The sequence below is a fragment of the Streptomyces phaeolivaceus genome, assembly GCF_009184865.1.
GTDB classification, from domain to species: Bacteria; Actinomycetota; Actinomycetes; order Streptomycetales; family Streptomycetaceae; genus Streptomyces; species Streptomyces phaeolivaceus.
Genome location: NZ_CP045096.1, coordinates 1928105 through 1954895, shown reverse-complemented (window position 1 = coordinate 1954895; position 26791 = coordinate 1928105). Strand labels below are relative to the sequence as shown.

Annotated in this window: 30 protein-coding genes and 1 riboswitch; of the genes, 16 read left to right on the top strand and 14 right to left on the bottom strand. The window is 72.0% G+C overall.

Annotated elements, in window-relative coordinates; all coding sequences use genetic code 11:
* Positions 1-74: 74 nt before the first annotated feature.
* Entirely contained in the window at positions 75-1592 is a 1518-nt protein-coding gene (locus tag F9278_RS09240) for a cobyric acid synthase (RefSeq protein ID WP_152167865.1), read from the bottom strand.
* Positions 1589-2560, bottom strand: a complete 972-nt coding sequence (locus F9278_RS09235) for a cobalamin biosynthesis protein (protein ID WP_152167864.1) — start codon at positions 2558-2560, stop codon at positions 1589-1591. Before F9278_RS09235 ends, F9278_RS09240 begins: the two co-directional genes overlap by 4 nt.
* 129 nt (positions 2561-2689) lie before the next feature.
* A riboswitch (cobalamin riboswitch) is annotated at positions 2690-2772 on the bottom strand.
* Positions 2773-2921: 149 nt separating this feature from the next.
* On the opposite strand from F9278_RS09235, the gene F9278_RS09230 reads away from it, so the two are divergent.
* A complete protein-coding gene (locus F9278_RS09230; RefSeq protein ID WP_193241412.1) occupies positions 2922-3191 on the top strand; it encodes a DUF397 domain-containing protein in 270 nt (89 codons plus the stop codon).
* Between the two features lie 31 nt (positions 3192-3222).
* On the top strand, positions 3223-3534 hold the full coding sequence (locus F9278_RS09225) for a hypothetical protein (protein WP_226966678.1): 312 nt from the start codon (positions 3223-3225) through the stop codon (positions 3532-3534).
* Here F9278_RS09225 and F9278_RS09220 read toward each other — a convergent pair.
* The 5 genes from F9278_RS09220 to F9278_RS09200 all read right to left on the bottom strand — a co-directional run bounded on the left by F9278_RS09220 (position 3464) and on the right by F9278_RS09200 (position 7529).
* A complete protein-coding gene (locus tag F9278_RS09220) occupies positions 3464-3976 on the bottom strand; it encodes a hypothetical protein (protein WP_152167862.1) in 513 nt (170 codons plus the stop codon). The genes F9278_RS09225 and F9278_RS09220 overlap by 71 nt on opposite strands.
* 42 nt (positions 3977-4018) lie before the next feature.
* Positions 4019-4876 carry a helix-turn-helix domain-containing protein gene (locus F9278_RS09215; RefSeq protein WP_152167861.1) on the bottom strand — a complete coding sequence of 286 codons (858 nt, stop codon included), beginning with the start codon at positions 4874-4876 and terminating at the stop codon, positions 4019-4021.
* Between the two features lie 197 nt (positions 4877-5073).
* Complete coding sequence (locus F9278_RS09210) at positions 5074-5295, bottom strand: hypothetical protein (protein WP_152167860.1); 222 nt, start codon at positions 5293-5295, stop codon at positions 5074-5076.
* 31 nt (positions 5296-5326) lie between these two features.
* A complete protein-coding gene (locus F9278_RS09205) occupies positions 5327-6589 on the bottom strand; it encodes an inorganic phosphate transporter (RefSeq protein ID WP_152167859.1) in 1263 nt (420 codons plus the stop codon).
* 190 nt (positions 6590-6779) lie between these two features.
* Positions 6780-7529 carry a lysozyme gene (locus tag F9278_RS09200; protein ID WP_152167858.1) on the bottom strand — a complete coding sequence of 250 codons (750 nt, stop codon included), beginning with the start codon at positions 7527-7529 and terminating at the stop codon, positions 6780-6782.
* Positions 7530-7747: 218 nt separating this feature from the next.
* Between F9278_RS09200 and F9278_RS09195 the strand changes: the two genes are divergently transcribed.
* The 3 genes from F9278_RS09195 (at position 7748) to F9278_RS09185 (ending at position 11284) form a co-directional block, all read left to right on the top strand.
* Entirely contained in the window at positions 7748-8482 is a 735-nt protein-coding gene (locus F9278_RS09195) for a class II aldolase/adducin family protein (protein WP_152167857.1), read from the top strand.
* Positions 8483-8563: 81 nt separating this feature from the next.
* Positions 8564-9691 (top strand): alpha/beta hydrolase family protein, encoded by a 1128-nt coding sequence (locus F9278_RS09190; RefSeq protein WP_152167856.1) that lies wholly within the window; start codon positions 8564-8566, stop codon positions 9689-9691.
* 198 nt (positions 9692-9889) lie between these two features.
* The gene (locus F9278_RS09185; RefSeq protein ID WP_193241411.1) at positions 9890-11284 is read left to right on the top strand and encodes a hypothetical protein; all 1395 of its coding nucleotides are present in this window, start codon (positions 9890-9892) and stop codon (positions 11282-11284) included.
* A 28-nt stretch (positions 11285-11312) separates the two neighbouring features.
* On the opposite strand, the gene F9278_RS09180 is transcribed toward F9278_RS09185, so the two are convergent.
* Positions 11313-11735 carry a VOC family protein gene (locus F9278_RS09180; protein WP_152167855.1) on the bottom strand — a complete coding sequence of 141 codons (423 nt, stop codon included), beginning with the start codon at positions 11733-11735 and terminating at the stop codon, positions 11313-11315.
* Positions 11736-11997: 262 nt separating this feature from the next.
* Between F9278_RS09180 and F9278_RS09175 the strand changes: the two genes are divergently transcribed.
* From F9278_RS09175 to F9278_RS09165, 3 genes are all read left to right on the top strand, one after another.
* Positions 11998-13596: an ABC-F family ATP-binding cassette domain-containing protein gene (locus F9278_RS09175; protein WP_152167854.1), complete on the top strand. Its 1599-nt coding sequence runs from the start codon at positions 11998-12000 to the stop codon at positions 13594-13596.
* Between the two features lie 362 nt (positions 13597-13958).
* Positions 13959-14180 carry a helix-turn-helix domain-containing protein gene (locus tag F9278_RS09170; RefSeq protein WP_006123601.1) on the top strand — a complete coding sequence of 74 codons (222 nt, stop codon included), beginning with the start codon at positions 13959-13961 and terminating at the stop codon, positions 14178-14180.
* Positions 14181-14304: 124 nt separating this feature from the next.
* Positions 14305-15096: an enoyl-CoA hydratase/isomerase family protein gene (locus F9278_RS09165; protein ID WP_152167853.1), complete on the top strand. Its 792-nt coding sequence runs from the start codon at positions 14305-14307 to the stop codon at positions 15094-15096.
* Positions 15097-15151: 55 nt separating this feature from the next.
* Here the strand turns inward: F9278_RS09165 and F9278_RS09160 are convergent, their stop codons facing one another.
* The gene (locus tag F9278_RS09160; RefSeq protein WP_152167852.1) at positions 15152-15895 is read right to left on the bottom strand and encodes a nucleopolyhedrovirus P10 family protein; all 744 of its coding nucleotides are present in this window, start codon (positions 15893-15895) and stop codon (positions 15152-15154) included.
* Positions 15896-15982: 87 nt separating this feature from the next.
* Here F9278_RS09160 and F9278_RS09155 point away from each other — a divergent pair, with 87 nt between their 5' ends.
* From F9278_RS09155 to amaP, 5 genes are read left to right on the top strand one after another with little or no spacing between them, the layout of a single operon-like run.
* A complete protein-coding gene (locus F9278_RS09155; RefSeq protein ID WP_152167851.1) occupies positions 15983-16468 on the top strand; it encodes an Asp23/Gls24 family envelope stress response protein in 486 nt (161 codons plus the stop codon).
* Positions 16469-16527: 59 nt separating this feature from the next.
* Positions 16528-16713 (top strand): hypothetical protein, encoded by a 186-nt coding sequence (locus F9278_RS09150; RefSeq protein WP_152167850.1) that lies wholly within the window; start codon positions 16528-16530, stop codon positions 16711-16713.
* Positions 16710-17084 (top strand): Asp23/Gls24 family envelope stress response protein, encoded by a 375-nt coding sequence (locus F9278_RS09145; RefSeq protein WP_152167849.1) that lies wholly within the window; start codon positions 16710-16712, stop codon positions 17082-17084. The genes F9278_RS09150 and F9278_RS09145 overlap by 4 nt, the downstream gene beginning before the upstream one ends.
* Complete coding sequence (locus F9278_RS09140) at positions 17081-17866, top strand: DUF6286 domain-containing protein (RefSeq protein WP_152167848.1); 786 nt, start codon at positions 17081-17083, stop codon at positions 17864-17866. The genes F9278_RS09145 and F9278_RS09140 overlap by 4 nt, the downstream gene beginning before the upstream one ends.
* Positions 17867-17872: 6 nt before the next feature.
* Positions 17873-18451, top strand: coding sequence for an alkaline shock response membrane anchor protein AmaP (amaP, locus tag F9278_RS09135; RefSeq protein ID WP_152167847.1), 579 nt, complete (start codon positions 17873-17875; stop codon positions 18449-18451).
* An 8-nt stretch (positions 18452-18459) separates the two neighbouring features.
* Here amaP and F9278_RS09130 read toward each other — a convergent pair whose 3' ends face one another.
* The 5 genes from F9278_RS09130 to F9278_RS09110 all read right to left on the bottom strand — a co-directional run bounded on the left by F9278_RS09130 (position 18460) and on the right by F9278_RS09110 (position 23723).
* Entirely contained in the window at positions 18460-19215 is a 756-nt protein-coding gene (locus F9278_RS09130) for an SDR family oxidoreductase (protein WP_152167846.1), read from the bottom strand.
* 4 nt (positions 19216-19219) lie between these two features.
* Positions 19220-21022: a glycoside hydrolase family 15 protein gene (locus F9278_RS09125; protein WP_152167845.1), complete on the bottom strand. Its 1803-nt coding sequence runs from the start codon at positions 21020-21022 to the stop codon at positions 19220-19222.
* 213 nt (positions 21023-21235) lie between these two features.
* Positions 21236-21529, bottom strand: coding sequence for a hypothetical protein (locus tag F9278_RS09120; protein WP_152167844.1), 294 nt, complete (start codon positions 21527-21529; stop codon positions 21236-21238).
* Positions 21526-22167, bottom strand: coding sequence for a SigE family RNA polymerase sigma factor (locus F9278_RS09115; RefSeq protein WP_404818866.1), 642 nt, complete (start codon positions 22165-22167; stop codon positions 21526-21528). Before F9278_RS09115 ends, F9278_RS09120 begins: the two co-directional genes overlap by 4 nt.
* The gene (locus F9278_RS09110; RefSeq protein WP_152167843.1) at positions 22164-23723 is read right to left on the bottom strand and encodes a sodium:solute symporter family protein; all 1560 of its coding nucleotides are present in this window, start codon (positions 23721-23723) and stop codon (positions 22164-22166) included. Before F9278_RS09110 ends, F9278_RS09115 begins: the two co-directional genes overlap by 4 nt.
* A gap of 220 nt (positions 23724-23943) precedes the next feature.
* Between F9278_RS09110 and F9278_RS09105 the strand changes: the two genes are divergently transcribed.
* From F9278_RS09105 to F9278_RS09095, 3 genes are all read left to right on the top strand, one after another.
* Positions 23944-24156 carry a DUF3311 domain-containing protein gene (locus F9278_RS09105; RefSeq protein ID WP_152167842.1) on the top strand — a complete coding sequence of 71 codons (213 nt, stop codon included), beginning with the start codon at positions 23944-23946 and terminating at the stop codon, positions 24154-24156.
* An 88-nt stretch (positions 24157-24244) separates the two neighbouring features.
* Complete coding sequence (locus F9278_RS09100) at positions 24245-26407, top strand: carbon starvation CstA family protein (RefSeq protein ID WP_152167841.1); 2163 nt, start codon at positions 24245-24247, stop codon at positions 26405-26407.
* Positions 26404-26592 carry a YbdD/YjiX family protein gene (locus tag F9278_RS09095; RefSeq protein WP_152167840.1) on the top strand — a complete coding sequence of 63 codons (189 nt, stop codon included), beginning with the start codon at positions 26404-26406 and terminating at the stop codon, positions 26590-26592. The genes F9278_RS09100 and F9278_RS09095 overlap by 4 nt, the downstream gene beginning before the upstream one ends.
* Positions 26593-26791 lie beyond the last annotated feature (199 nt).

The window sequence follows — 26791 nt, the reverse complement described above, 5'->3', positions numbered from 1 at the left end:
GTCGCCCTCCAAGTCACCTTCCGGTCCGGGCGGTTGCCGCGAGACCGTTCGTTCCTGTCGTACGTCCGTCGTGCTCATCCGGGCACCCCCGGCGCCCCCGGCGGCACGAACGGCAACCCCGGCGGTGGCCCCGACTCGATGAGCCGCCACAGCGCGTCCGTGTCCGCGTGCTCCTCGATCAGGTCGCCGAGCCGGTCCAACTGCTCCTCGCGCAGCGCCGCGAACGATGTGTCCGGGGCCGGTACGAACCGGCGCCCCGACGCGGCGGCCACCTCGCGCAGAAAGGCCCGCCGGAACCCGTCCGACTCCAGCGACCCGTGCCAGTGCGTGCCCCAGGTCTGCCCGACCCGGCAGCCGTCCAAGAAGGCTTCCCCGCCCAGCACTTCGGCGACCCCGTGATGGATCTCGTACCCCTCGACCCGCTCGCCGAGAGCCTCGCCCACGGGCCGCGTGAGCGTCTTCTCCTCGGCGAACCGCACCCGCACGGGCAGGACGCCCAGCCCCTCCACCCGCCCCCGCCGGCTCTCGACCTCGTCCTCGATCCGCTCCCCGAGCACCTGGAACCCGCCGCAGATCCCGAGCACCGGCCGCCCTTCCGCGGCCCTGCGGACGAGCGCGTCGGCGAGCCCCCGCTCCCGCAGCCACTCCAGCGCCCGGACGGTGCCCCGGGTGCCGGGGACGACGACGAGGTCCGCGTCGGCCAGTTCCTCGGCCCGGTCCACGAACCGCACCACGACACCGGGTTCGGCGGCGAGCGCGTCCACATCGGTGAAGTTGGACATCAGCGGCACCGCGCACACCGCGACCCGCAGCACGTCCTCCCCGACGGGCGGCGCGACATTGGACTCCCGGACCGTCCCGCGCAGCGAGACCCGCAGCCCGTCCTCCTCGTCGATCCCGAGCCCGTGCCGGAACGGCAGCACCCCGTACGTCCGCCGCCCGGTGAGCCCGTGCAGCATGTCGAGCCCCGGCTCCAGCAGGGTGACGTCGCCGCGGAACTTGTTGACGAGGAACCCGGCGACATGGGCCTGGTCCTCGGGCGAGAGCAGCGCGACCGTGCCGAAGAAGGACGCGAAGACGCCACCGCGGTCGATGTCGCCGACGACGAGCACGGGCAGCCCGGCGTTCCGCGCGATCCCCATGTTGACGATGTCGGTGCGCCGGAGATTGATCTCGGCGGGCGAACCGGCCCCCTCGCAGATCACCGCGTCATAGGTGCCCCGCAACTCGGCGAGACACTCCAACACGGTCCCGAGCAGCCGCTGTTGCCGCCCGCCGTGATAGCCGCGCGCGCTCATCTCTCCCACGGGCTTCCCCAGCAGCACGACCTGGCTGCTCCGCTCGCCCCCGGGCTTCAGCAGCACGGGGTTCATGAGCGCGCTGGGCTCCACCCGGCAGGCCTGCGCCTGCATGGCCTGGGCCCGCCCGATCTCCGCGCCCTCCTTCGTCACGAAGGAGTTGAGCGACATGTTCTGCGCCTTGAACGGCGCGACCTTGACGCCCTGCCGCACCAGCCACCGGCAGATCCCGGCGGTGACCACACTCTTCCCGGCGTCGGAGGTGGTCCCGGCGACCAACAGCCCACCGCTCATCCCCGACTCCCCGCCCACCGTGCCGAGCGCCTCGTCATCCGTCCCCGCAGCATCGCCGCCCCCGCACTCGCTCCGAGCGCCAGCCACCCGACCCGCCGGGACAGCCGAACGGCCCGCTCGATGTCCTCCACGGCGACGGCGCGCCCCTCCCCATTCAGCACAGGCCGATGCTCGACCCGCCCCCCGTACGACAACGTGCCCCCCAATCGCACTCCGAGCGCCCCCGCGAACGAGGCCTCCACCGGCCCCGCGTTGGGACTCGGATGCTTCCCCGCGTCGGCCCGCCAGGCCCGTACGGCCCCCCGGGCGTCCCCGCCGGAGGCCGCGGCCAGGACGGCGGTCAGCCGGGCGCCCGGCCACCCCGCCACGTCGTCCAGCCGCGCGGAGGCCCAGCCGTACCGCCGGTATCGCTCCGACCGGTGGCCGACCATGGCGTCCAGGGTGTTGACGGCCCGGAACCCCACCAGCCCCGGCACGCCGCCGACGGCACCCCACACCAGCGCCCCCACCACCGCGTCGGAGGTGTTCTCGGCGACGGACTCCACGACCGCGCGTGCGATGCCGTCCGCGTCGAGCGCCTGCGGATCCCGTCCGCACAGATGGGGCAACCGGGCCCGCGCGCCCTCGACATCGCCCGCGTCGAGGGACCGCCCGATCGCCCTGGCCTCCCGCCCGAGCGAGGTCCCCCCGACGACGGCCCAGGTGGCGGCGGCGGTCAACGCGACGGAGGCGGTACGCGACGGCCGCGCCGCGGACGCGGCAGCCGCCCCCAGCGCCATGGCGCCGCCCGCGCACACCGCGGTGTGCAGCGCGCCCCACCCCCGGTGGTCGCGCCACAGCACCCGCTCCACGGCGCCGGCGGCCCGCCCGAACGCGGCGACCGGATGCCCCCGGCGCGGATCGCCGAGCAGCAGATCACCGAGGAGTCCGGCGGCGGCGCCGTACGCGAAGACGCGGTCGGCACGCACCGGTTCAGCCGTTCACGGGGTCGGGCAAGGACCGGGCGCTGGGCCCCGACGGGCAGCCGCACATGGCGCACATGGCGATTTGTCCTCACTCAGGGTGTCCACGCCCTGGTTCGACGAGACCGACGGCGAGAGTTCCTGGCTCCCGGGAGGCGCTTCGAGCCGCTTCCCCGGTGACAGTGGCGGGACCGCGCCGGACTCGCACCGGCTTCCTCTCCTGCCGTCGTACATGGCCCCGGCAGTCCACCACGCCCCTTCGAGACCCGTCAACTTGCTGTTGACCTGCGGCGCAGCGGTGTGCCGAGCCCCACACCGCCGAATTCCCGTCAGACGCCCGAATCGGCTCTTTCCACGCTCTTCCCCGATGCCCAAGCTGGGAACACTTGAGGGAACGGCAGGTGCGCTGACTGGTGAGGTGGAGGTCAGGGTGTTCGACAGGGAGCCGTCGGCGTGCACATGGTTCAGGAGCAGTTACACCGGTGAGACCAGCATGTGCGTGGAAGCGTCGATCAGGGAGCGCCACATCCTGGTGCGTGACTCAAACTGGCATCAGAACGCTGTGCTCTCCTTCCGTCACGCCGCGTGGTGTGGTTTTCTGGCGGGGCTTGTGGACCCGGGAGCGGGCGGATCGTGAAGATCCGTTCGGGGGACGGGAGGTACACGCGATGGAAGATCGGATCAAGGGAACCGCCTCGGCGCGCGCGAGGGCGTCGAGGGACCGACGGACGCTGCTGACCGCCGCGGCCCCCCTGGTTCTCTTCAGCACGGTGGCCGGTGTGCTGGCCGTCGGAGTGGGCGCGCTCGCCGCCCTGCTGGTGCCGGGGACGGAGGCGCGGAGCGTCGTCTGGCTGGTGGTGACCGCCCTGATCGCCTCGGGAGCCGGCCTGTGGTGGGGGCTCACTCCGGTCACGGAGCGGCTGAGGGTCCTGGATCGGGCTCTGGCCGGGGCCCGGCCGCGGGGGCCGGAGCGGCGCTGAGGCCGGTGGTGCGCGAGGCGTCGGCGCGGGCGCGCAGAATTCTGCCGAGCCCCGCGGCGAGCGAGGTGAGCAGGGCCGCGCCGATCGCTCCGGTGACCGCCGTGGCCAGTGGGGTCGTCGAGCCGAACTGAGTCGTGGGCACGACCCGGCTCGCCACCGCGATGCTCAACAGCAGCACGCTGGCGCAGAACGTGCCCAGCAGCATGCGGGTCGACATGAGCCGTATCTCGCCGTCGACCCGGGCGCTCTCCACCCGGATGAGCGCCTCCGCCCATTCCCGCCGCTGCATGGCGTACGACTTGAGGGTGCAGTCGTCGAGCGTCCCCGGGGGCTCGCCGTCGGGGGAGGCCGGTGGGGGAGAGCCGCCCGGGTCTCCGCCGCCAGGAACGGTGCGGCGCGCCGTGAACCGGCTCCACCACTCTCGCCGTCCGAAGACCGTCATCGGCCCTCCCCCGTGTCCGCCCCGGGCGTCCCGGCCCGGTGCTCAGTCGTTGTCGAGGCTTTCCTTGACCGTGTCGAGGAACTCGATCATCCGGTCACCGTCGTACGCGTTGTCGCTGATGTCCGCGAAGCACTCCTGGTAGCGGACCGTGAGATCGAGGTCGTCACGGTTCGACAGTCCGCCGTTGGGGCCTTCGAGATAGAGCAGGTCGTCGTCGTCCTGGAACCCGAGCAGGACGAACGGGCTGAGGGTGCTGAAGTGGGCCCCCATCGTGAACGGCAGGAGCCTGATGCGTACGCGCGGGCGCCGCGCGAGGGTCTTGAGGTGCTCCAGCTGCTGACGCATCACCTTGGGGCCGCCGATCACCCGTCGTACGGCGGCCTCGTCCAGCACGACCTCGACGCGTGGGCCCGAATCGGAGTCGAGATAGCGCTCCTGTCGTGCGATGCGCAGTTCCACCGACCGGCGGATGTCGCCGCTGTCGGAGACCGGTGTCAGCAGCGCGGTGGCGTAGTCCTCGGTCTCCAGCAGGCCGGGGATCACGATCGGGTGGTGCATCCGGATGGAGGTCGCGGCCCCCTCGTAGCCGAGGTACTGGGCGTACTGCGGGGAGACCAGATTGCCCCAGGAGGCCCACCAGGACGGCCCCTTGGAGCCGCGTGCGGCGTCCTCCAGCTCGCCGATCAGCGTCGGGTCCGTGATCTCGTACTGCTGGATCAGTGCCCGTACGTCGGTGACGCTGACGCTGACGGCGCCGGCCTCGATCCGCATGATCTTCGACAGCGACCAGTCCAGGGCGTTCGCGGTCTGCTGCTTGGTCAGCCCGCACTTGTACCGGGCCTTCCGCAACTCGACTCGTAGCCTGCGTCGATTCAGGCTCGGATCGATGTCCCTGGGCATGGCGCTCCCCTGCTCCGCTGTCGGGTGGCCATCGCCGATTCGGCGTGTGTCTGATAGCTTACGCCGATTGGAATATCGTCGTACAGCCATCGTCCAAATGACATGTGTCATTTCGACGATGGTCACGGTTGCTGTGGACAATAGACAAAGCCCCCGTACCGGGTCAAACGGTACGGGGGCTCTGTCTTGGTGTGTCGTCAGGCCATGATCAGGTAGATCCCGTACGCCACCGCCGCCGCGCACGCGGCGAAGCAGGTGTACGCCGCCGTGGTGGCGAGGGCCGGTGAGGTGCCCGCGGTGGTCGCGGCCTCGCTCTTGGAGAGGCCGACGATCCCCAGGGTGAAGAGGCCGACGAGGGCCACGGTGACCACGAGGCTGACTCCGAAGACGGAGCCCAGGGCTGCCCAGTCGATGTGCATGGTGGTGATCTTCCTCAGGGAGTCGCGGGGCTCAGACGGCGGGCGTCGGCGCGGACGAGTTCGCCGAGGCGGTGCTCTCGGCGTGGGCCGGCGCGGCGGGGGCCGGGATGGTCGCCGCGAGCTCCTCGCCCACGGGGCCGGCGGCCGGCGGCGTCACGGCGGCGATCGCCGTGGTCACCACCCCGGGCGGCTCCTCGGTGTCGTTGACGTTGGTGTGGTCGATGACCTCGCGGCGCGACACCACCCAGATCGCGGCACTGGAGCCGATGAGGAAGACCGCGACGACGGCCGTGCCCCAGGTGCCGAAGGAGGTCACCCACTCGGCGAGCGCGGCGACCAGCGCGGCGGCCGGCAGGGTCAGACCCCAGGCGACGAACATCCGGGTCGCGGTGGACCAGCGGACCACCCCGCCCTTGCGGCCGAGACCCGCGCCCATCACGGCACCGGAGACCGAGTGCGTGGTGGAGAGCGAGAAACCGAGGTGCGAGGAGGCCAGGATGACCGTGGCCGCGCTGGTCTGGGCGGCGAAGCCCTGCTGCGGCTGGAGGTCGGTCAGGCCCTTGCCCATCGTGCGGATGATGCGCCAGCCGCCCAGGTAGGTGCCGAGCGCGATGGCGGCTCCGGCGGAGACGATGACCCACACCGGCGGGTCCGAGTCGGGCGCGAGCGCGCCACCGGCCACCAGGGCGAGGGTGATGATGCCCATCGTCTTCTGCGCGTCGTTGGTGCCGTGGGCCAGCGAGACCAGACCGGCGGAGGCGATCTGCCCGGCGCGGTAGCCCTTGCCGGACGCCTTCTCGCTGGTGTGCCGCCCCAGCCGGTACGTCAGCCGGGTGGCGAGCATCGCCGCGATGCCGGCCACCAGCGGGGCCGCGATCGCGGGGATCAGCACCTTGGTGACGAGCACGTCGCCATGGACCGCGCCCACGCCGACCGAGGCGATCGTGGCACCGATGAGGCCGCCCATCAGGGCGTGCGAGGAACTGGAGGGGAGCCCGACCAGCCAGGTCAGCAGGTTCCAGAGGATGGCGCCGACGAGCGCCGCGAAGATGACCTCTGGCTGGATGCCGGACTCGTCGACGAGCCCCTTGGAGATGGTGTTGGCGACCTCTATGGAAAGGAACGCGCCGACAAGGTTGAGCACGGCGGACATGGCCACCGCGACCTTGGGCTTCATGGCGCCGGTCGAGATGGTGGTGGCCATCGCGTTGGCGGTGTCGTGGAAACCGTTCGTAAAATCGAACGCGAGCGCGGTGATCACCACGATCGCGAGGATCAGCGAGAAGTTTTCCATTTACCCAAGCTTCTTTCGGACGTCAGTGTCACGAGGACCGTAGGCAACCTGGGTGAACGGAAGATGAACTGGGGCGGGCGTGGGGGTGTAGTGAATGAGGGGCTGTCATTCCGCTTGTGTGTCGACCGGCGCGTCGGGCCCGGCGTACCGGCGACTGGACGTTCGAACTCAGGCGGAACACCGAGGTCCGCTACCCCTCGGCGAACTCCTTCAGTCGGCCCATCGACCCGTTGAAGAGGTTCTGGTCACCGGGGAGGCTGCCGCTGCCGTTGTCGTACTGCCAGATCGTCCAGAACTTCCACCCCGCGGGCAGCTCTCCCGCCCCCGAGGAGTCGTACCGGGCCAGCCACAGCGCGTGGTTCGCGCCGAAGGCCCCGCTGTTGCCGGTGCAGGTCTTCCACCAGTGGGTGGTCGTGTAGATCACCGGACGGCGGCCCGTGAGGCGCTTGACCTCGTCGCTGAACGACTTGATCCAGGCGACCATCCCGCGGTCGCTCAGGCCGTAGCACTTCCTCTTCTTGTCGTACGGGTTGTATTCGATGTCGAGCGCCGGTGGCAGGGTCCGGCCGTCCGCGCGCCAGCCGCCGCCGTTGCTCACGAAGTAGCCGGCCTGGGTCTTGCCGGACGATTTGTCCGGCACCGCGAAGTGGTACGCGCCACGGATCAGGCCCGCGTCGTACGAGCCGTCGTACTGCTGGGCGAAGTACGGGTTGCGGTAGGTGGTGGACTCGGTCGCCTTCACGTAGACGAACCGGGCGCCCTTCGCCTTCGCGCTCGACCAGTTCACCTTCTTCTGGTGCGAGGAGACGTCGTGCCCCTTGGGCTTGGCGGCGGCGGAGACCGGCAGCTCGGTGAGGGCGGTCCCCCCCAGGGCGAGTGCCGCGACGGAGGCGGCGAATACGCGGTTGCGGCGACGGCACGGCTTGAGGGTGTGAGCCATGGTTCCCCCGGAATGGCGACTTGTGCGACAAAACACCCGGAGGCTATTGGAAGATCGCCGCATCACGGTCGATCACCGGCCAATCACCAACTCCAGTCGTCATATACGCAGATGTTCTCTTCCGAAGGTGCGCGTCCGGCCCTACGGTGCCCGCGCGCCGTCCGCACGGTGCCCGCCCCCGGCACCCGTCGACACGATCCGCCTGGCAGGATCACGGCATGGCTGAGCAGCGGCGCGACACCCGGGACGAGCGGGACGCGGGCGAGGATTCGCAGGGTTCGCCGGAGGTACGGGGGCGGGGTGTGCCGGACGACGACGTGGCGCGGGCGTGGGACGAACTGGTCGCGACGGCCCGCCGGACGGTGGCCGACGGTCTGGTCGTCGGCACCTCCGGCAATGTGTCCGTGCGCGTGGGGGACACCGTCCTGGTCACACCGACGGGAGTGCCGTACGACCGGCTCACCCCGGCCGACGCGACGGGCGTCGACCTCTCCGGACGGCAGGTCCTCGGCACGCTCCGGCCGACGAGCGAACTCCCCATGCACCTGGCGATCCACCGGACCACCGACGCCCGTGCCGTCGTCCACACCCACGCGGTCCACGCGACGGCCGTCTCCACCCTCGTGAGCGAGCTGCCGCTGATCCACTACATGTCCGCGGCCCTCGGCGGCCCCGTCCGGGTCGCCCCCTACGCGACCTACGGCACCCCGGAGTTGGCCGAGAACATGCTCCGCGCTTTGACAGAGCGCACCGGTTGTCTCCTCCAGAACCACGGCACGATCACTTACGGAAGCACCCTCTCCGAGGCCTACGACCGCACGGCCCAACTGGAATGGATGTCCCACGTCTGGCTGAAGGCCTCCGCGATCCCGGGCCACACCCCGACCCTGCTCACCCCCACCCAACTGGAGGAGGCGGCCCACCGACTCCAGAGCTACGGCCAGCGGCGCTAGGCTGGCCCCACCCCTGCTGGGTCATCACTCTCGGGCGTACGCCCACTGGCCCCGGGCGGGGTCCGCCAGGACACTGGACGGGTGGGTGCAGTCGGAGCGGCAGTCGCGGCCGTCGGTGTCGCGTTCGCGGCCGGCGTGGCGAGTGTCGCCGCGGGCCGGATGGCGAGCGACGTCGCGCTGAAGGCGTCGCCGGGCGAACCGCTGCCCACGGAACCCCGGCTGACCGTGCACTCCACCGCCGCCGGCCGCATCGCCCTGACCCGTGCCTTCGCCTCCCGGCGCCCCGGCACCTACGGCCTCACCGGCAACGGCTCCCACGCGGTCGTCGGCGCCGTCCTCGACGGCGCCCCGCACGCCCCCGACGCCGTCGTCCGCCGCCTGGAACGCGTCACCCACGGCACCCTGGAGCCCGGCGACAAGGTGTGGCTCACCCCCGACCTGCACATCGGCGACCCCCGCACCGCGCTCGGCCTCGGCCACGAGGACGTCGAGATCCCCGGCGAACTCGGCACCCTGCCCGCCTGGTTCGTGCCCGCCGCCCGGGACACCTGGGTGATCGCCGTGCACGGCCTCGGCACCACCCGCGCGCACACCATGAACGTGATGGAGTTCCTGCACCGCCACCGCTTCCCGGTGCTCGCCCTCGCCTACCGGGGCGACCCGGGCGCCCCCCGCTCCCCGGACGGCCTGAACCACCTCGGCGAGACCGAGTGGCGCGACGTCGACGCGGCGCTCAGGCACGCCGTCCGGTTCGGCGCCGAGCGGATCGTCCTGCTCGGCTGGTCCACCGGCGCCACCATGGCCCTGCGCGCCGCCACGCACTCCGCGCTGCGCGACCGCGTCGCCGGACTCGTCCTGGACTCCCCGGTCCTCGACTGGCCCGCCACCCTGCGCGCCCTCGCCGCCGCCCGCCGCACCCCCGGTGCCCTGCTGCCCCTGGCCGTCCGCGCCGCCCAGGGCCGTACGGGACTGCGTGTCGCCCCCGGCGACCAGGACACCGACCCGCCGGGGCTCAGGACACCGACCCTGGTCTTCCACGGCCCCGACGACACCGTCGCCCCCTGGGACCCGTCCCGCCGCCTCGCCGCCCGCCGCCCCGACCGGGTCACCCTCCGCACGGTCCCCCACGCCCCGCACGGCGCGATGTGGAACGCCGACCCCGAGGCGTACGAGGAGAGCCTGCGCCGCTTCCTGACGCCACTGACGTAGGCGTGCGCGGGAGTGTTCACGCGGGAGTGTTCAGTCTCTCCGGCATGCCCCCAGACAGGTACGCCTCATTCCGCTTAGTGCCGAACCAAGGCGATACCCACCCATGTCCCCCCGGAGGGACCCGTGCGTTGGCCACCCCTGTCGCCCGCTGTGACATTCCGTTTGGGTTTTCGGACCGTCAACCGGAAGACTGCCCCTGTGACGTCCCGTACTCCGCGCGACTCCAGGCTCCGCCTCGTCGGCCCGCGAACCCTGGCCGCCGCTCCCCGAGCAGCAGTGACCCAGCGCCGCCGACCGGCTCCCCGGCCCCCGGAGGGCACACCGCCGCCCGTGGAACTCGCCCGCATGGCCCGCGCCGTCCTGGCCGACGCGGCCCGCGTCGCCCACTGGGCCGACGCCGCACTGCGCCCCGGCCGCGACGGCGCGAGCCCCGACGGCAAGGGCACCCTCTCCGCCGCGACCGCGGAACGGGCCGCCGACGACCTGGGGCTGACCCCGGATCAGGTCCGCCACGACTGGGACACGGCACGACTGGCCGGCCTCATCGAGGTGCACGGCGACAGCGCGCGCCCCGGCTGGCGCCTGCGCGCCTGGCACCGCGACGACAGCGCCGTACTGCGCGGCTGGGTCGCGTTCTTCGACGCCTGGTCCATCGCCTACCCCGAGCCCGAGGAGCGCGAGCCCGCGGCGGTCGCCGAGGTCGTCTCGGCCATGCCCCAGGTGCTCTCCTTCCTCCAGCTCTCCGCCGGACCCGTCCCCGTGGAACAGCTCCTCGACCTCCTGGAGCAGCGGGTCACCGAACTGCGCACCGAACGCTGCGAGGTGCCCTACGGGCCGCGGCCCGAGCCCAGCCCGGAGCCCGCCGAGGACACCCCCCTCGCCCCGCTCCTCGACTGGTCCCTGCGCGCCCTCGCCTCCGTCGGTGCCCTCACCTACGGTGACGCCCAGGCCACCCTCACCCCGCTCGGCAGCTGGGCGGTCTGGGTCAAGCTGGAGCAGATCTGCGTCGCCGCGCAGAGCCCCGCCGGGAACATCGAGGTCTCCGCCGAGGACATGCTCAGAGGCTGCGCCCAGCTCCGCCCCAACGCGGCCCGCGCCGAGTACCGCGCCTGGCTCGCCGCCCGCCCCGTCGGCGGCGCCGTCACCGAACTCATCGACGCCGCCCGCGGCGAGGACGCCCTCATCCGCAGCCTCGCCTTCGAGGCCCTGCGCGTCGTCGGCGCCCCCGCCGAGCCCGACGTCCGCACGGTCGCCGACAAGACCCCGCTGCGCCCCTACGCCCTGCTCTGGCTCGCCGAGCACGACGGTGCCGACCCCGAGGACGCCCACGAGGTCCTCACCCGCGAGGAGTCCACCTGGCTCTGGGTGGACACCGCCGCCGCCGTCGCCGACCACGGCGAGGCCCCCCTGCTCGTACGGCACCTGGAGTCCGCGGTGCAGCCCACGGTCCCCGCGCTGCTCGCCGAGGTCCGCGCGGTCGGCCACCCCCGCACCGTGCAGGTCCTGGTCGCCCTCGCCGCCGCCCACCCCGACCCGGCCCTCGCCAAGGCCGTCCGCCGCGCCGCCTTCCAGGTGCACACCGGAGGCAGCTGAGCGGGGCACGCGAGCGCCGGGGCGGGTGTCAGCCGCCTATCTCGGGGGCGTACGTCCCGAAGCTCCACACATTGCCCTCGGCGTCCCGGGCCATGTAGTCCCGCGAGCCGTAGTCCTGGTCCGTCGGGGGCGTCAGGATCTCCACGCCGTGCTCCACGGCCCGCCGGTGGTGGGCGTCCACGTCGTCCACGACGATGTACACCCCGGTGGGTCCCGCGCCCTTCATCGCGCCGTCGAAGACGCTGCCGCTGCCCTTGGAACCGACCATCACCGCGCCGTTGCCCTGGGTCAGCTCGGCGTGCTGGACGATCCCGTCCTCGCCCTCGTACACCGACAGCTCGGTGAAGCCCAGCGCCTCCGTGAGCTGCCGGACGGCGGCCTTGGCGTCCGCGTACAGCAGTGTCGGATAGACGCTCGGACGTCCGTCGCTCCTGCCCGCCATACCGATCACGACCTCTCTGTCGTCCGGTCCGTCGTCCGGTCGGTCGTCCGGTCCGTCGTCCGGAACACGACCCGCTGCCCAGTTTTGCACCGGCCACCGACAACGCCCCGCCGAGCCGGTGACCGAGACCACGTGATCCCTTGTCACACGGGCGGAAATCCGCTTGCCGCCCCCAGTTAGAATCGGCCCATGGCCATTCTCCTCGCGCATTAGACGGCGGGAACGTCCTCAGCCGCCCACCCGCCACCCCGATCCGCTCTGGAGTCTGTCCGTGATCTCCGCCTCCGCCGTCGAGCTGCGCGCCGGTGCCCGCGTCCTCATCGAGTCCGCCACCTTCCGCATCGCCAAGGGCGACCGCATCGGCCTCGTCGGCCGCAACGGCGCCGGCAAGACCACCCTCACCAAGTGCCTGGCCGGTGAGGGCATCCCGGCCGGCGGCACCATCACCCGCTCCGGCGAGGTCGGCTACCTCCCGCAGGACCCCCGTACCGGCGACCTCGACGTCCTCGCCCGCGACCGCATCCTCTCCGCGCGCGGCCTCGACGTCCTGATCCGCAAGATGCGCGAGAACGAACAGCGCATCGCCAGCGGCAGCGGCGCCACCCGGGACAAGGCCCTGCGGCAGTACGAGCGCCAGGAGACCGAGTTCCTCACCAAGGGCGGGTACTCCGCCGAGGCCGAGGCCGCCACCATCGCCGCCGCGCTCAACCTGCCCGACCGGGTGCTCGGCCAGCCGCTGCACACCCTCTCCGGCGGTCAGCGCCGCCGTATCGAGCTGGCCCGGATCCTCTTCTCCGACGCGGACACCCTGCTCCTCGACGAGCCCACGAACCACCTCGACGCCGACTCGATCGTCTGGCTGCGGGACTACCTCAAGACCTACCGCGGCGGCTTCATCGTGATCTCCCACGACGTCGACCTGGTCGAGACGGTCGTCAACAAGGTGTTCTACCTGGACGCCAACCGCGCCGAGATCGACGTCTACAACATGGGCTGGAAGCTCTACCAGCAGCAGCGCGAGGCCGACGAGAAGCGCCGCAAGCGCGAGCGGCAGAACGCCGAGAAGAAGGCCGCCGCCCTGCACTCGCAGGCCGACAAGATGCGCGCCAAGGCCACCAAGACCGTCGCCGCGCAGAACATGGCCAAGCGCGCCGACCGGCTGCTCGCCGGCCTCGACGCGGTCCGGGTCTCCGACAAGGTCGCCAAGCTGCGCTTCCCCGAGCCCGCGCCCTGCGGCAAGACCCCGCTCACCGCCGAGGGCCTGTCGAAGTCGTACGGCTCGCTGGAGATCTTCACCGATGTCGACCTGGCCATCGACAAGGGCTCCCGGGTCGTCATCCTCGGCCTCAACGGCGCCGGGAAGACCACCCTCCTGCGCCTCCTCGGCGGCGTCGAGAAGCCCGACACCGGCGAGGTGATCGAGGGCCACGGCCTCAAGCTCGGCTACTACGCGCAGGAGCACGAGACCCTCGACCCCGAGCGCACGGTCCTGGAGAACATGCGCTCCGCCTCCCCGGACCTGGACCTGGTCGAGATCCGCAAGACGCTCGGCTCGTTCCTGTTCTCCGGCGACGACGTCGACAAGCCCGCCGGGGTCCTCTCCGGCGGCGAGAAGACCCGTCTGGCGCTCGCCACGCTGGTGGTCTCGTCCGCGAACGTCCTCCTCCTCGACGAGCCGACGAACAACCTCGACCCCGCCAGCCGCGAGGAGATCCTCGGCGCGCTGCGCACCTACAAGGGCGCGGTCGTCCTCGTCACCCACGACGAGGGCGCGGTCGAGGCGCTCCAGCCGGAGCGGATCATCCTGCTCCCCGACGGCGTCGAGGACCTGTGGGGCGCCGACTACGCGGACCTCGTGGCGCTCGCCTGAGCCGGCCGATCCGCCCGATGGCTTGATCGAATGGGTTGATCAACTGCCTCTGGATCATTCGGCCCATCCGTGATCCATCATCTGTGTGAGATCTCCTCGTACCGAGGTGTGTCCTACATCGATTTCGCGACCGAGTCCTTCCGTGCGAAGGGCTCGGCCGTCGTGCGTCTCTGACCTGGCACTTCACGGAACAACCCGTTCGGGCGTACGGACACGCCTGGGCGGAATGACAGGTTCCGCTTGTGGGGACGCGCTCCTGTCGTCAAAACCTTGTCTCACGGACCTTGCCGAATGGGTGGCCATCCCGCCCCGGAGGGGTGATCATGAGGAGACCAGAGCGCACTTCCCATGAGGAGGACCGGGTGGCCGAGACTCTGAAGAAGGGCAGCCGGGTTACCGGCGCCGCGCGCGACAAGCTCGCGGCAGACCTGAAGAAGAAGTACGACTCCGGTGCGAGCATTCGGGCACTGGCCGAGGAAACCGGCCGCTCGTATGGCTTCGTACACCGGATGCTCAGCGAGTCGGGCGTCACGCTCCGAGGGCGTGGCGGCGCGACGCGGGGCAAGAAAGCCGCCTCGGCCTGACGCCGGGCGGCCATCGCCTTCGATGGTGGCCACCCGGTCGGTCGGCTGATCGACCGGGTGGTTACTGTGCAGTCACTTAGCATCGCTTCATCGCTCTGCTGACCGCACTCATCGGAGGCGCCCCATGGCTTCGCTCGAACCGCTGCTCGACAAGGACGGCGTACGGCTCACCGTCGACGACGTGATCGCCACGGTGACGCTGGCCAATCCGGCCAAGCGCAACGCGCAGAGCCCCGCTCTGTGGCGGGCGCTGATCGAGGCCGGGCGGTCGGTGCCGGGCTCCGTCCGTGTGGTCGTGCTGCGTGCCGAGGGCAAATCGTTCTCCGCCGGGCTCAACCGGCAGATGTTCACGCCCGAAGGCATCGAGGGGGAGCCGTCGTTCATCGATCTCGCGCGCCGTGACGACGCCGGGCTCGATGCGAGCATCGCCGAGTTCCAGGAGGCGTTCACCTGGTGGCGGCGCAACGACATCGTGTCCATCGCCGCCGTGCGGGGGCACGCCGTCGGTGCGGGCTTCCAGCTTGCCCTCGCCTGTGATCTGCGCGTCGTCGCCGACGACGTGCAGTTCGCCATGCTCGAAACCAGCCTCGGACTCGTCCCCGACCTCACGGGCACCCACCCGCTGGTGAGCCTCGTCGGCTACGCCCGCGCGCTGGAGATCTGCCTCACCGGGCGCTTCGTCCAGGCGGACGAGGCCCAGCGGATCGGCCTCGCCAACCTCGCGGTGCCCGTCGAGCAGCTCGACGACGCCGTCCGGGACCTCGCCGGAGCGCTGGTGACGGCCCCGAGGGACGCCGTGATCGAGACGAAGGCGCTGCTGCGAGGGGCCGGGGGCCGTTCGTACGACGAACAGCGCGCGGCGGAGCGGGCCGCGCAGGCACGCCGGCTGCGGGACCTCGCGGGCGTCGGGGAGTAGCCGACCCGACCGGGTCCGATCCGGCCCGGCCCGACCGGGGGAGCCGTCGCCCCGACTAGCCGCCGACGGCCGTGACCAGCACCGCCACCGACGGGTGGTCCGGCAGGGCCGCGCTCACCGCTGACCGTACCTCGCGTGCCACGTCCAGGGCTCGTCTCTCCTCCGACACCGCCAGTTCCACACGGACATGGCGGCGGGGGAGGGCGGGCCCTGTCGTGAGAGCGCCACCGAGGGCCGTCGTGAGACGGACGACCCCGGGGACCGCGAGAGCGGCGGCGGCCGTGCGGGAGTCCTCGTCGTCGCCGGTGGGCGGGGCCGGGGCGCCGGGCGTGGGCTCAGGGGCGGGGCGGGCGGCCCCTTCCGCGTCCTCCGGGTGCTCCGCGCCCTCGGGGTTCTCCAGCAGGTGCGTCACCCGGAGATCCACCTCGGTCACCCGCAGCCCGAGGCGTTCCTCGGCGGTGCAGGAGAGCGCGGTGCGCAGCCGGGACGCCATCGCCGGGAAGGGCTCGGCGGCCGGGCCCGCCGCGGCGGCGAAGTCGGCCGTGACACGGAGCGGACCGGGCGGAAGGGCGCTCGGGGGAGCGGGTACGGCTGCTTCGGCCTCGGGGGCGTCCGGGTCGGCCGATGAGATGCGGAGGGCGCCCAGGGCGACCCCGCGCAGCGAGTCCGCGCCCCGGCGCAGCGCCGATTCGGCCGCCTGCTCGGTGATCCACGCGCCGTCGTGCGGGCCGCCCAGGGGGAGCACCCGGCCGAGCCCGAGCTGCTGGCGTACCGCCTTCGTCCAACTGTCCGCCGTCATTCCTCCAGCCTGCCGCATCCCCGGCGCGCGGTGCCGCAACCGCGCTTACTGTGGGCTTGAGGGGGTCGACCGGAAGGGACGTACGGCATGACTGACATGACGGAGCGGAACCGGACGGAAAAGCCCGACACCGGCAAGGAGCCGACGCAGGTCGGGCGGAAGACCACCCGGCGTGGCGGCGGAGATCCGGCGGGCCGGGGGCGTACCACCATCGCCGACGGCGTCGTGGAGAAGATCGCCGGGCTCGCCGCGCGGGAAGTGGTGGGCGTGCACGCCATGGGCAGCGGACTGTCGCGGACCTTCGGGGCCGTACGGGACCGGGTGCCCGGCGGGGCCAAGTCCGTGACCCGGGGTGTGAAGGTCGAGGTCGGCGAGGTGCAGACCGCGCTCGACCTGGAGATCGTCGTCGACTACGGGGTGTCCATCAGCGACGTGGCCCGTGATGTGCGCGAGAACGTCATCGCGGCCGTCGAGCGGATGACCGGCCTGGAGGTCGTCGAGGTCAACATCGCGGTCAGTGATGTGAAGCTGCCGGACGAGGAGGACGAGGAGGACGACTCCCGGCTGCAGTGAGCCAGAGAGCCAGGGTGAGCCGGCTTTGTCAGGAGACCTCGATTCGCTAGGAGCGCAGGATGGGCTTGGCCGTGATCGGCATGATCGCCGGGATGGCGCTGGGCTTCGCCGGGTACTTCGGCGGATTCGGTGCCTTTCTGCTGGTGGCCGCGTTGGGCGCCGTCGGCTTCGTCGTCGGCAGGTTCCTGGAGGGGGACCTGGAGCTGGGCGACTTCTTCCGTCCGCGTGACAACCGACGTCGATGAGTCCGGTCGACGGTGGCCCGGCCACGCGGACGAAGGCCGTCACTGCCGGGGAGCGCGGGGCGACCCGGATCGCCGACCGGGTGGTCGCGAAGATCGCCGCGCGGGCGGCGCGCGAGGCACTGGTGGCACCGGTACCGGACTCCGCGCCCCCCGACGCCACCGTGGTGGTGCATCACGAGACGGCGCGCGTCCGCGTCACGCTCGGGCTCCCTTACCCCTCGGACATCGGTGGCCAATGCGCTGCGGTGCGTCGTCATGTCATCGAGCGGGTAGGGACGTTGGCGGGAATGCACGTATCGGAGGTGGCCGTCCAGGTGGAGCGGCTGCACCTGGCGCACGGACACGACGTGGTTCAGGGGAGGACGCGATGAGCGAACCCCAGCGCTCCGAAGGCACCACACAACGACTGCCCGTCATCGAGAAGACCGCCGACAAGACCGCCGACAAGACTGCCGACAAGGCCTCCGAGAAGACCGCCGACAATGCCTCCGGGAAGGCGGCGGAGGAGGCCGACGCGACAGCCGGCGGTACGGCGGGCGACCGCGAGCCGGACCAGTCCGCGTCCGCCGCCGCCTACGACCCGCCGCCCGTCCTCGACGACGAGAACGGCGGGGAGAAACGCTTCTGGTCCGCGCGCAGAATCCCCGCGGGCGTCCTCGCGGTGCTGCTCCTCGGCGGCGCGGGCCTCCTCCTGTACGACGTCGTCGCCGTCCGCGCCGACCGGCCCGCGATGGCGTGGCGCCGTTCACTGGCCCGGGAGCTGGCCGAGCGGCCCCTCGACGACGTCTGGGTGCTCGTCGGCGCCGGGGTCGCCGTACTTCTGGGCCTCTGGCTGCTGGTGCTCGCCGCGACCCCCGGGCTGCGCGACGTCCTGCCGATGCGGCGCGTCCACCCCCGCGTCCGGGCCGGGCTGCACCGGGGCGCCGCCGCGCTGGCCCTGCGCGACCGGGCCATGGAGGTGTCCGGTGTGCGGTCCGTACGCGTCCGGGCGGGCCGCAAACGGGTCGACGTCCGCGCGGTGTCCCACTTCCGGGAACTCGACGAGGTACGGGCCGACCTGGACGCCACGCTCGCCGACGGCATCCGGGGCCTGGGCCTGTCCCGGCCGCCCGCCCTGTCGGTGCATGTCCGCAGGCCCGGCCGGAAGGGGTGAGCGGCGATGCTCAGGATCGTCAACCGCGTACTGCTCGGGTTCGTCGGGCTCGTCCTGGTCGTGTTCGGCGGCGCCGTCCTCGCCGTGGGACTGGGCGTCGACCCGCCCTCCTGGTGGCCGTACGACAGCCCGAACGACGTGCTGCTCAGCGACGCCGACCGGACGCGCTGGCGGGACTCCGGCTGGTGGTGGCCCACGGTCATCGCCGTGCTCGCCGTCCTCGTGCTGCTCGCCCTGTGGTGGCTGACGGCGGTCCTGCGCCGCCACCGCCTCGCCGAGGTGCTCGTCGACACCGGCGACGGCGAGGGCGCGCTGCTCCGGGGGCGCGCCCTGGAGGGTGTGCTCACCGGCGACGCGGCCGAGGCGGACGGCGTCGAACGCGCCCACGCCCATCTGACCGGCCGCCGCAACGCCCCCGAGGCCCGGATCCGCCTCCTCCTCCAGCCCCATGTGAACCCGGGCGACGCGTTGCGGACCCTGACGACGGAGGCGTTGGCCCACGCCAAGGACTCGGCGGGGCTGGCGGAACTACCGGCGGAGGTCCGGCTGCAAGCGGCCAAGCACGGTGCGGAACGCGTGAGTTGACGGTGCCGTCAGAACCCGTGCCGCATGCCGCCGTCCACGGGCAGCATGATCCCCGTCAGATAGGAGGCGGCCGGGGACAGCAGAAACGCCCCCGCGCGCCCGAACTCCTCCGGTCGCCCGTACCGCCGCAGCGGAATCCGTGACTCGTGCGCCGCCCGGGTCGCCTCCGGGTCCGCCGACATCCCGTCCAGCTCCCGTACCCGGTCCGTGTCGATACGGGCCGGCAGCAGCCCTACCACCCGGATCCCGCGCGGCCCCAACTCGTCGGACAGCGACTTGGCGAACCCGGCCAGTCCCGGCCGCAGCCCGTTGGAGATGGTCAGCCCCGGGATCGGCTCGTGCACGGACCCGGACAGCACGAACCCGATGACACCGCCCTCGCCCAGCTCCTCGGCCGCGGCCCGCGCCAGACGGACCGCCCCCAGGAACACCGACTCGAACGCCGTGGTCCACTGCTCGTCCGTGTTGTCGGCGACGAACCCCGGCGCCGGCCCGCCCACGCTGACGAGCACGCCGTCGAAGCCCCCGAAGTGCTCACGGGCGACGGCGATCAGCCGCCCCGCGACCTCGGGGTCCGCGTTGTCCGCGGCCACCCCCACCGCGTTCGCCCCGAGCGCGGTGGCCGCCGCGGCCACGCTCTCCTCCTCGCGGCCCGTGAGGACCACCTTCGCGCCGTCGGCGACGAGTTCCCGCGCGACCGCGTTGCCCAGTCCGCGGGTCGCCCCGGTGACGATGTAGACACGGCCCTTCAGCCCAAGATCCATGGCCCTATCCTGCCTCTTCCCCGTCGAAGAGGGCGAGGGCGGTGCCGACCAGACCGACATGGCTGAACGCCTGCGGGAAGTTCCCGAGCTGCCGGTCCGCGACGGGGTCGTACTCCTCCGCCAGCAGCCCCACGTCGTTGACCAGCCCCACCAGCCGTTCGAACAGCTCGCGCGCCTGAGTCGTACGGCCCGTCAGATGCAGCGCGTCCGCCAGCCAGAACGAGCAGACGAGGAACGTGGCCTCACCGCCCGGCAGCCCGTCCACGGAGGTGGTCTCGGCCGTGAGGTGGTCAGTGCTGTAGCGGCGGACCAGCCCCTCGTGGCTCAGCTCCTCGCGGATCGCGTCGACCGTGCCGATCACCCGGGGGTCGTCCGGCGGCAGAAAGCCCATCAGGGGGATGAGCAGCAGCGCGGCGTCGAGTTCGCGGGAGCCGTAGGACTGGGTGAAGGTGCCCCGTTCGGCGTCGTAGCCGAGTTCGCAGACCTCGCGATGGATCTCGTCGCGCAGATCCCGCCACCCTTCGAGGTCCCCGCCGATCAGCTCCGGGTCCTCCTCCAGGGTGCGCACGGCCCGGTCGGCGGCGACCCAGCACATCACCTTCGAGTGGGTGAAGTGGCGGCGCGGCCCACGCATCTCCCACAGCCCCTCGTCCGGCTTCCGCCAGGCCGTCCGCAGATACTCCATCAGCGCGCACTGCATCCCCCACATGTCCGGCTTGTCGGGCAGACCCGAACGCCGGGACAGGAACAGGGAGTCGATGACCTCGCCGTACACGTCCAGCTGCAACTGCCGTACGGCGTCGTTGCCGACCCGGACCGGGCGCGAGCCCTCGTACCCGGACAGCCAGGGCAGGTCGTACTCCGGGATCCGGCGCTCACCGGCGAGCCCGTACATGATCTGCAGGTCGGCCGGGTCGCCGGCGACCGCGCGGAGCAGCCAGTCCCGCCAGGCCTCGGCCTCCTCCTGGTAGCCGCAGGACAGCAGCGCGCCGAGGGTGAGGGTGGAGTCGCGCAGCCAGCAGTGGCGGTAGTCCCAGTTGCGGACGCCGCCGATCTCCTCGGGGAGGGAGGTCGTGGCCGCCGCGACGATCCCGCCGGTCGGGGCGTAGGTGAGCGCCTTGAGGGTGATCAGGGAGCGCACCACGGTGTCGCGGTGCGGTCCGTCGTACCGGCAGCGCGCCGCCCAGGCCCGCCAGTCGTGCAGGCTCGCCCGCAGCGCCGCGTACGGGTCGACCAGGCGGGGGCGGGGTTCGTGGGAGGGGTGCCAGGTCAGCACGAACGCGACCTGCTCGCCCGGCTCGACCGTGAACTCCGCGTACGTGGCCCGGTCCTCGCTCCACGACCGGACCCCGGGCTCGCTGCGCAGCCACACCGAGTCCGGGCCGGCGACCGCCACCCGGTGGCCGTCCGACCCGCGCATCCAGGGGACGACCGAGCCGTAGTCGAAGCGGAGGCGGAGCGTGCTGCGCAGGGTGACGCGGCCGGACAGGCCCTCGACGATCCGTACGACGTCGGGGGCGCGGTCGCGCTGTGGCATCAGGTCGGTCACCCGTACCGTGCCGTCGGCCGTCTCCCACTCGGTGTCCAGGACGAGCGAGTCCTGTCGGTACGACCGCCGGGGGTGGGCGTCGCCGTCTCTCGGGGCGATGGTCCAGTGGCCGTTCTCCTCGTCGCCGAGCAGGGCGGCGAAGCAGGCGGCCGAGTCGAAGCGGGGGAGGCAGAGCCAGTCGATGGAACCGCGGCGGCTCAGCAGCGCGGCGGTCTGGTGGTCGCCGATCAGGGCGTAGTCCTCGATGTGGGGGTGCACGGGGGTCGGGTGCCCGGAGCGGGGGGTGATCAGTCCGGTGGATCGCGGGTGCGCCGGGGGGATGGAGGGCGCAGCCCTCCTCCAGGGGCGCGGGGCCGTGTCGATATGCGGCTCCGCCGCGTGGGCGCGACCAGCCACGCGCGGACCCGCGGACGCGCACGGTGATGGCACCCCCCGCTGGTGGCGCGCCGGCGTGCACGGGTAGCGCGCCCCTCACCCAGGTCCCGTCCCCGCCGTCGTCCCTCCCACTCCCGAGAAGATCACCCCGGAGCCGGAGGGGGCCTGGTTGAGGACCCAGAGGCCGAGGAGGGTCGCGAGGGCGAAGACCAGGAGCACCAGGACGGCCAGGACCAGCCGCCGTCGCCGCTCCCGGCGGAGCCAGTCCCCCCGCGCCGTCCGGTACGCGTCCGGCGCGGCGTGCACCCCGCCCGCCAGCGCGGCGAGCGCCGACGCCAGTTCCCGTTCGGTGCGGTCCTGCCCGGTGTCGTTGCCGGTGGTGTCGTTCATCGCCGGGCCTCCATCGCCTGGGTGAGGGCGGCGAGGCCGCGTGCGGTGTGGGTCTTGACCGAGCCGGCGGAGATACCCATCGCGGCGGCGATCTCGCTCTCCTTCAGCCCGAGCCAGTGGCGCAGCACCAGCGCCTCCCGCTGCCGCGCGGGCAGCTGCTGGAGCGCGCCGATCAGCACCCGCTGGTCGTCGTGGAGCAGGGCCGTGCTCTCGGCGGACGCGACCGGCTCGTCCGGCGGGGTCTCCACATGTCTGCGGACGACCTGGAGATGGCGTATCCGCATCCGGGTCAGATTGCAGACGGTCGACCGCAGATACGCCTCCGCCGCCTCGGCGTCCCTGAGGCGCCGCCACTTGCGGTAGATCTGGTAGTACGCCTCGGCCACCACGTTCTCGGGGTCGTCCGCGCCCAGCAGCACCGCGAGCCGCAGCATCGAGGAGTAGTGCAGCTCGAACAGCCGGGCGACACCCGCCTCGCGTTCCACGTCGGCGGGATCGCCGAGGGCACCCGGCGGCAGGGCCGGCTTCGGCACGAAGGGCTCGGCGGCGGGCACCGGCACCGAGGCCGCCGGTGCCGTCGGAGCCGTCGAAACCGCCGGGGGCACCGGCACACGCCCGTACTGCTGTCTGCGTCTCACGGGTTGCTCGCTCCCGTCTCGGGGCGCCGCCTGACGGTCAGGCGGGACGGTAGGTCGGTCACGTCGGCGCCGCGCGGGACGCCGAGCCGTTCGAGGACCGTGGTGCCGAGGACGGCGACGGTCAGATTGAGGAGGAGGGCGAGCAGACCGGCGTAGATCTCCAGCGAGCCGCCGCCCAGGAGCACGATGGACGAGAACCCCTCGCGCACCACCAGGAACGTGCCGGTCACCATGCCGACCCCCCACCCGGCGAGCAGCGCCCTCGGGTGCAGCCGCCCGGTGAACAGGCCGACCGCGACCGCCGGGAAGATCTGCAGTATCCACACCCCGCCCAGGAGCTGGAGGTTGATGGCGTCCTGGTCGCGCAGCCCGAACACGAACGCCACCGCCCCCACCTTCGCGGTCAGCGACACCACCTTGGCGATCCGCACCTGCCGCTTCGGGGTGGCGGTGGGCTGGAAGTACTCGACGTACACATTGCGGACGAAGCCGGTGGCCGCCGCGATCGACATCACCGCCGCCGGGACCAGCGCGCCCACGGTGATCGCGCCGAACACCAGTCCGGCCAGCGGTGCCGGCATCAGCCGGTCCACCAGCATCGGCACGGCCGCCTCGGCACCGCCCTCGGGGGCCCGGACCCCGGACGCGAGCGCCGCGATGCCGAGGAAACCGAAGAGGGCCAGCAGTCCCGTCCAGGCGGGCAGCGCCACGGCGACCTTGCGGACCGTGCGCGGCCCGTCGGCGGCGAACCCGGCGGTGAGGACGTGCGGGTACATCAGCAGGGCCAGCGCCGAGCCGAGCGCGAGGGTGGCGTAGGCGGGCTGCTGCTCGGGGGAGAGGAGGAGGGCGGACTCCTCGACGCCGGTTCCGCTCAGCCGCGCCGCCGCCCCGTCGAAGACCGCGCCCGGCCCGCCGAACCGGTCGAGGACCAGCCAGCACACGGCGGTCAGCGACACGAAGACGGCCACCGCCTTCAGCGCCGAGATCACGGCGGGCGCCCGCAGCCCGTGCCGGTACGTCGCCACCGCGAGCCCCGCGAACAGCGCCACCATCACCAGGTCACCGGCCACGCCGTCCTTCGGATACACGCCCCCGGCCGTCAGCACCGCCCGGATGCCGAGCAGTTGCAGGGCCAGATACGGCATCGTCGCGAGGATCCCGGTCAGCGCCACCACCAGGGCGAGCGGCGCCGAACCGTAGCGTCCGCGCACGAAGTCCCCGGCCGTGACATAGCCGTGCCGCCGGGCCACCTCCCACAGCCGGGTCAGCAGCACGAAGGCCAGCGGGCAGACGATCACCGTGTACGGCACCGCGAAGAAGGCGGGCGCCCCGTTGCCGTACGCGAGGCCCGGTACGGCGGTGAAGGTGTACGCGGTGAAGATCGTGCCGCCGAGCAGCAGCCAGGTCCACACCGGGCCGAGCGCGCGGTCGGCCAGCGCCCAGCCCTCCAGCGAGGGCAGCCGGTCGGTGGGGCGCAGCCGGCGCGCGGTGACGGCGAGCAGCGACGCTCCGCCGATCACGGCGAGGAACGTCGCGGTCATGGCAGCGTCCGCCATGGGTCACCGTCCTTGGTGTGCCTGGGCCGCCGGGTGTACCGGGGCCCTTGCGTGTTGGTTGCGCGGCCGACCGGTTCGGAGGACACGGATCGGCGAGAAATCCTCCTGAAAAACATCCGGAACTCGCTGTCAACCGGATCCGGCGGGTGGGCAACTCTTGCACAGACCCACCGCGATCGGGAGAGGAGCACAGCCCATGGCACACCCCAGGCCACACCCCATGGCACACACCGCTCACCAGCGGCTACGACGCGTCGCGATCGCCGTCCTGCTCCTCGCCCCCGCCGCCGGACTGCTCTGGGTCCCCTGGTACGCCGCCGCGGAGCCACGGCTCGCGGGCACGCCGTTCTTCTACTGGTACCAGCTCGCCTGGGTCCCGGGATGCGCGCTCTGCCTGCTCGCCGCGTACGCGCTGACGGACCGACATCGCTGAGCCGCACGCCTTCCCCGCCGCCGCTTCACATCCGTCCTCTGCCGTACACCCGTCCTCTGCCGTACACCCGTTGATGTCAGGAGCCGCCATGTCCAGCTCAGCCATGCCCGAATCCGGGCGCGAGACGCCGGAGAAATCCCCTATGTCACAGAAGATGTCGCCGAAGTCGCTCGCGCTCTGGATAGCCGTCGCCCTCGTCGGCGCGATCGGCTGGGCCGTGCTCGCGCTGTCCCGGGGCGAGGAGATCTCGGCCGTCTGGCTGCTCATGGCGGCCCTCGGCTCGTATGCGATCGGCTACCGCTTCTACTCCCGGTTCATCGCCCGCCGGGTCCTCCAGGTCGACGACACCCGGGCGACCCCGGCCGAACGCCTCGAAGACGGTGTCGACTACCACCCCACCGACAAGCGGGTGTTGTTCGGCCACCACTTCGCGGCCATCGCCGGCGCGGGACCGCTGGTCGGCCCGGTGCTGGCGGCCCAGATGGGCTATCTGCCGGGCACCATCTGGATCATCGCGGGCGTGATCTTCGCCGGTGCGGTGCAGGACATGATCGTCCTCTTCCTCTCCATGCGCCGGGACGGCAAGAGCCTCGGTCAGATGGCCCGGGACGAGATCGGCAAGGTCGGCGGTGCCGCCGCGCTGATCGGTGTCTTCGCCATCATGATCATTCTGCTGGCGGTCCTCGCGATGGTCGTCGTCAATGCCCTCGCCGAGTCCGCCTGGGGCACCTTCTCGGTCACCATGACCATCCCGATCGCCCTCTTCATGGGCTTCTACCTGCGGTATCTGCGCCCCGGCCGGGTCGTCGAGACCAGCTTCATCGGCGTCGCCCTGCTCCTGCTGGCCATCGTCGGCGGAGGCTGGATCCAGGACTCCTCGCTCGCCGAGTACTTCGTCTGGAGCCCCGAGACCCTGGTCTTCTGCCTGGTCGGCTACGGCTTCGTCGCCTCGGTGCTCCCCGTGTGGATGCTGCTGGCCCCGCGCGACTACCTCTCCACCTTCATGAAGGTCGGCACCATCGCGCTGATGGCCGTCGGTGTCGTGGTCGCCGCCCCGAACCTGCGCGCCGAGCCGGTCACCGAGTTCGCGCACACGGGCGCCGGACCGGTCTTCGCGGGCTCCCTCTTCCCCTTCCTCTTCATCACCATCGCCTGCGGCGCGCTCTCCGGCTTCCACGCCCTGGTCTCCTCCGGCACCACGCCGAAGCTGATCCAGAAGGAGTCCCAGGTCCGCATGATCGGCTACGGCTCCATGCTCACGGAGTCCTTCGTCGCCGTCATGGCCCTGATCGCCGCCTGCGTCCTCGAACCCGGCCTGTTCTACGCCATGAACTCCCCGGCCGCGCTGCTCGGCCCGACCGTCGACACCGCCGCCGAGGCGGTCAAGAACCTCGGCTTCACCATCACCCCGGAACAGCTCACCGCGGCGGCCAAGGCCGTCGAGGAGGAGACCCTCGTCGGCCGCTCCGGCGGCGCGCCCACCCTGGCCGTCGGCATGTCGGAGATCTTCGCCGGGGTCTTCGGCGGCGCCGGGATGAAGGCCTTCTGGTACCACTTCGCCATCATGTTCGAGGCCCTCTTCATCCTCACCACGGTGGACGCCGGCACCCGCGTGGGCCGCTTCATGCTCCAGGACATGCTGGGCAACGTCTGGAAGCCGATCGGCCGCGTCACCTGGAAGCCCGGCATCTGGATCACCAGCGCCCTGGTCGTCGGCGCCTGGGGCTACTTCCTCTACGCCGGTGTCACCGACCCCCTCGGCGGAATCAAGCAGCTGTTCCCGCTCTTCGGCATCGCCAACCAGCTGCTCGCCGCGGTCGCCCTTGCCGTGACGACGACGGTCCTGATCAAGTCGGGCAAGCTGCGCTGGGCCTGGGTCACCGGCATCCCGCTGGCCTGGGACGTGGCCGTCACCTTCACCGCCGGCTGGCAGAAGATCTTCTCCGACAACCCGGCCATCGGCTTCTTCGCCCTCCGTGACAAGTACGCGGCGGCCATCGACAGGGGCGAACTCCTGCCGGGCGCCACGAACATGGACGACATGCACACGATCGTCACCAACAACACCGTCGACGGCGTGATCATGGCGATCTTCCTGCTGCTGGTCCTCACGGTCCTGATCAACTGCGCCGTCGTCTGCGTCCGCGCCGTACGCTCCCCGGCCCCGCTCCCGTCGACCGAGGCCCCGTACGTCGAGTCCCGCATCGACGCGGAGGGCTCCGAGAAGGAGCTGGTGGGGGCCGGAAAGTGACCGCCCGGAACTGGGTGCGCGGGGTCCGCTGGTACCTCCGGGAACTCACCGGCGAAGCCGAGTACGACCGCTATTGCGACCGCCACCGCCGACACCATCCGTCGGCACCGGTCCCGACGAGACGGGAGTACGACATCCTCCGCACCCTGCACCGAGAGGAACACCCGGAGGGCCGCTGCTGCTGAGAGCCGGGGCCGCCCCCGCTCCGGCTGCGGGTAGTCGTTCCGGCCCGGGTGTGTTGTCGGGTGCGGGCGAGTGGGGGCTGGTCGCGCAGCCCCGGCTTTTCAGGGGCGCGGGGAACTGCGCGAGAAGCCCCACCGACCCGCACCCGACAACACACCCCACCCCACCCCACTCCACCCCACCCCCGACCCGGATCCAGAG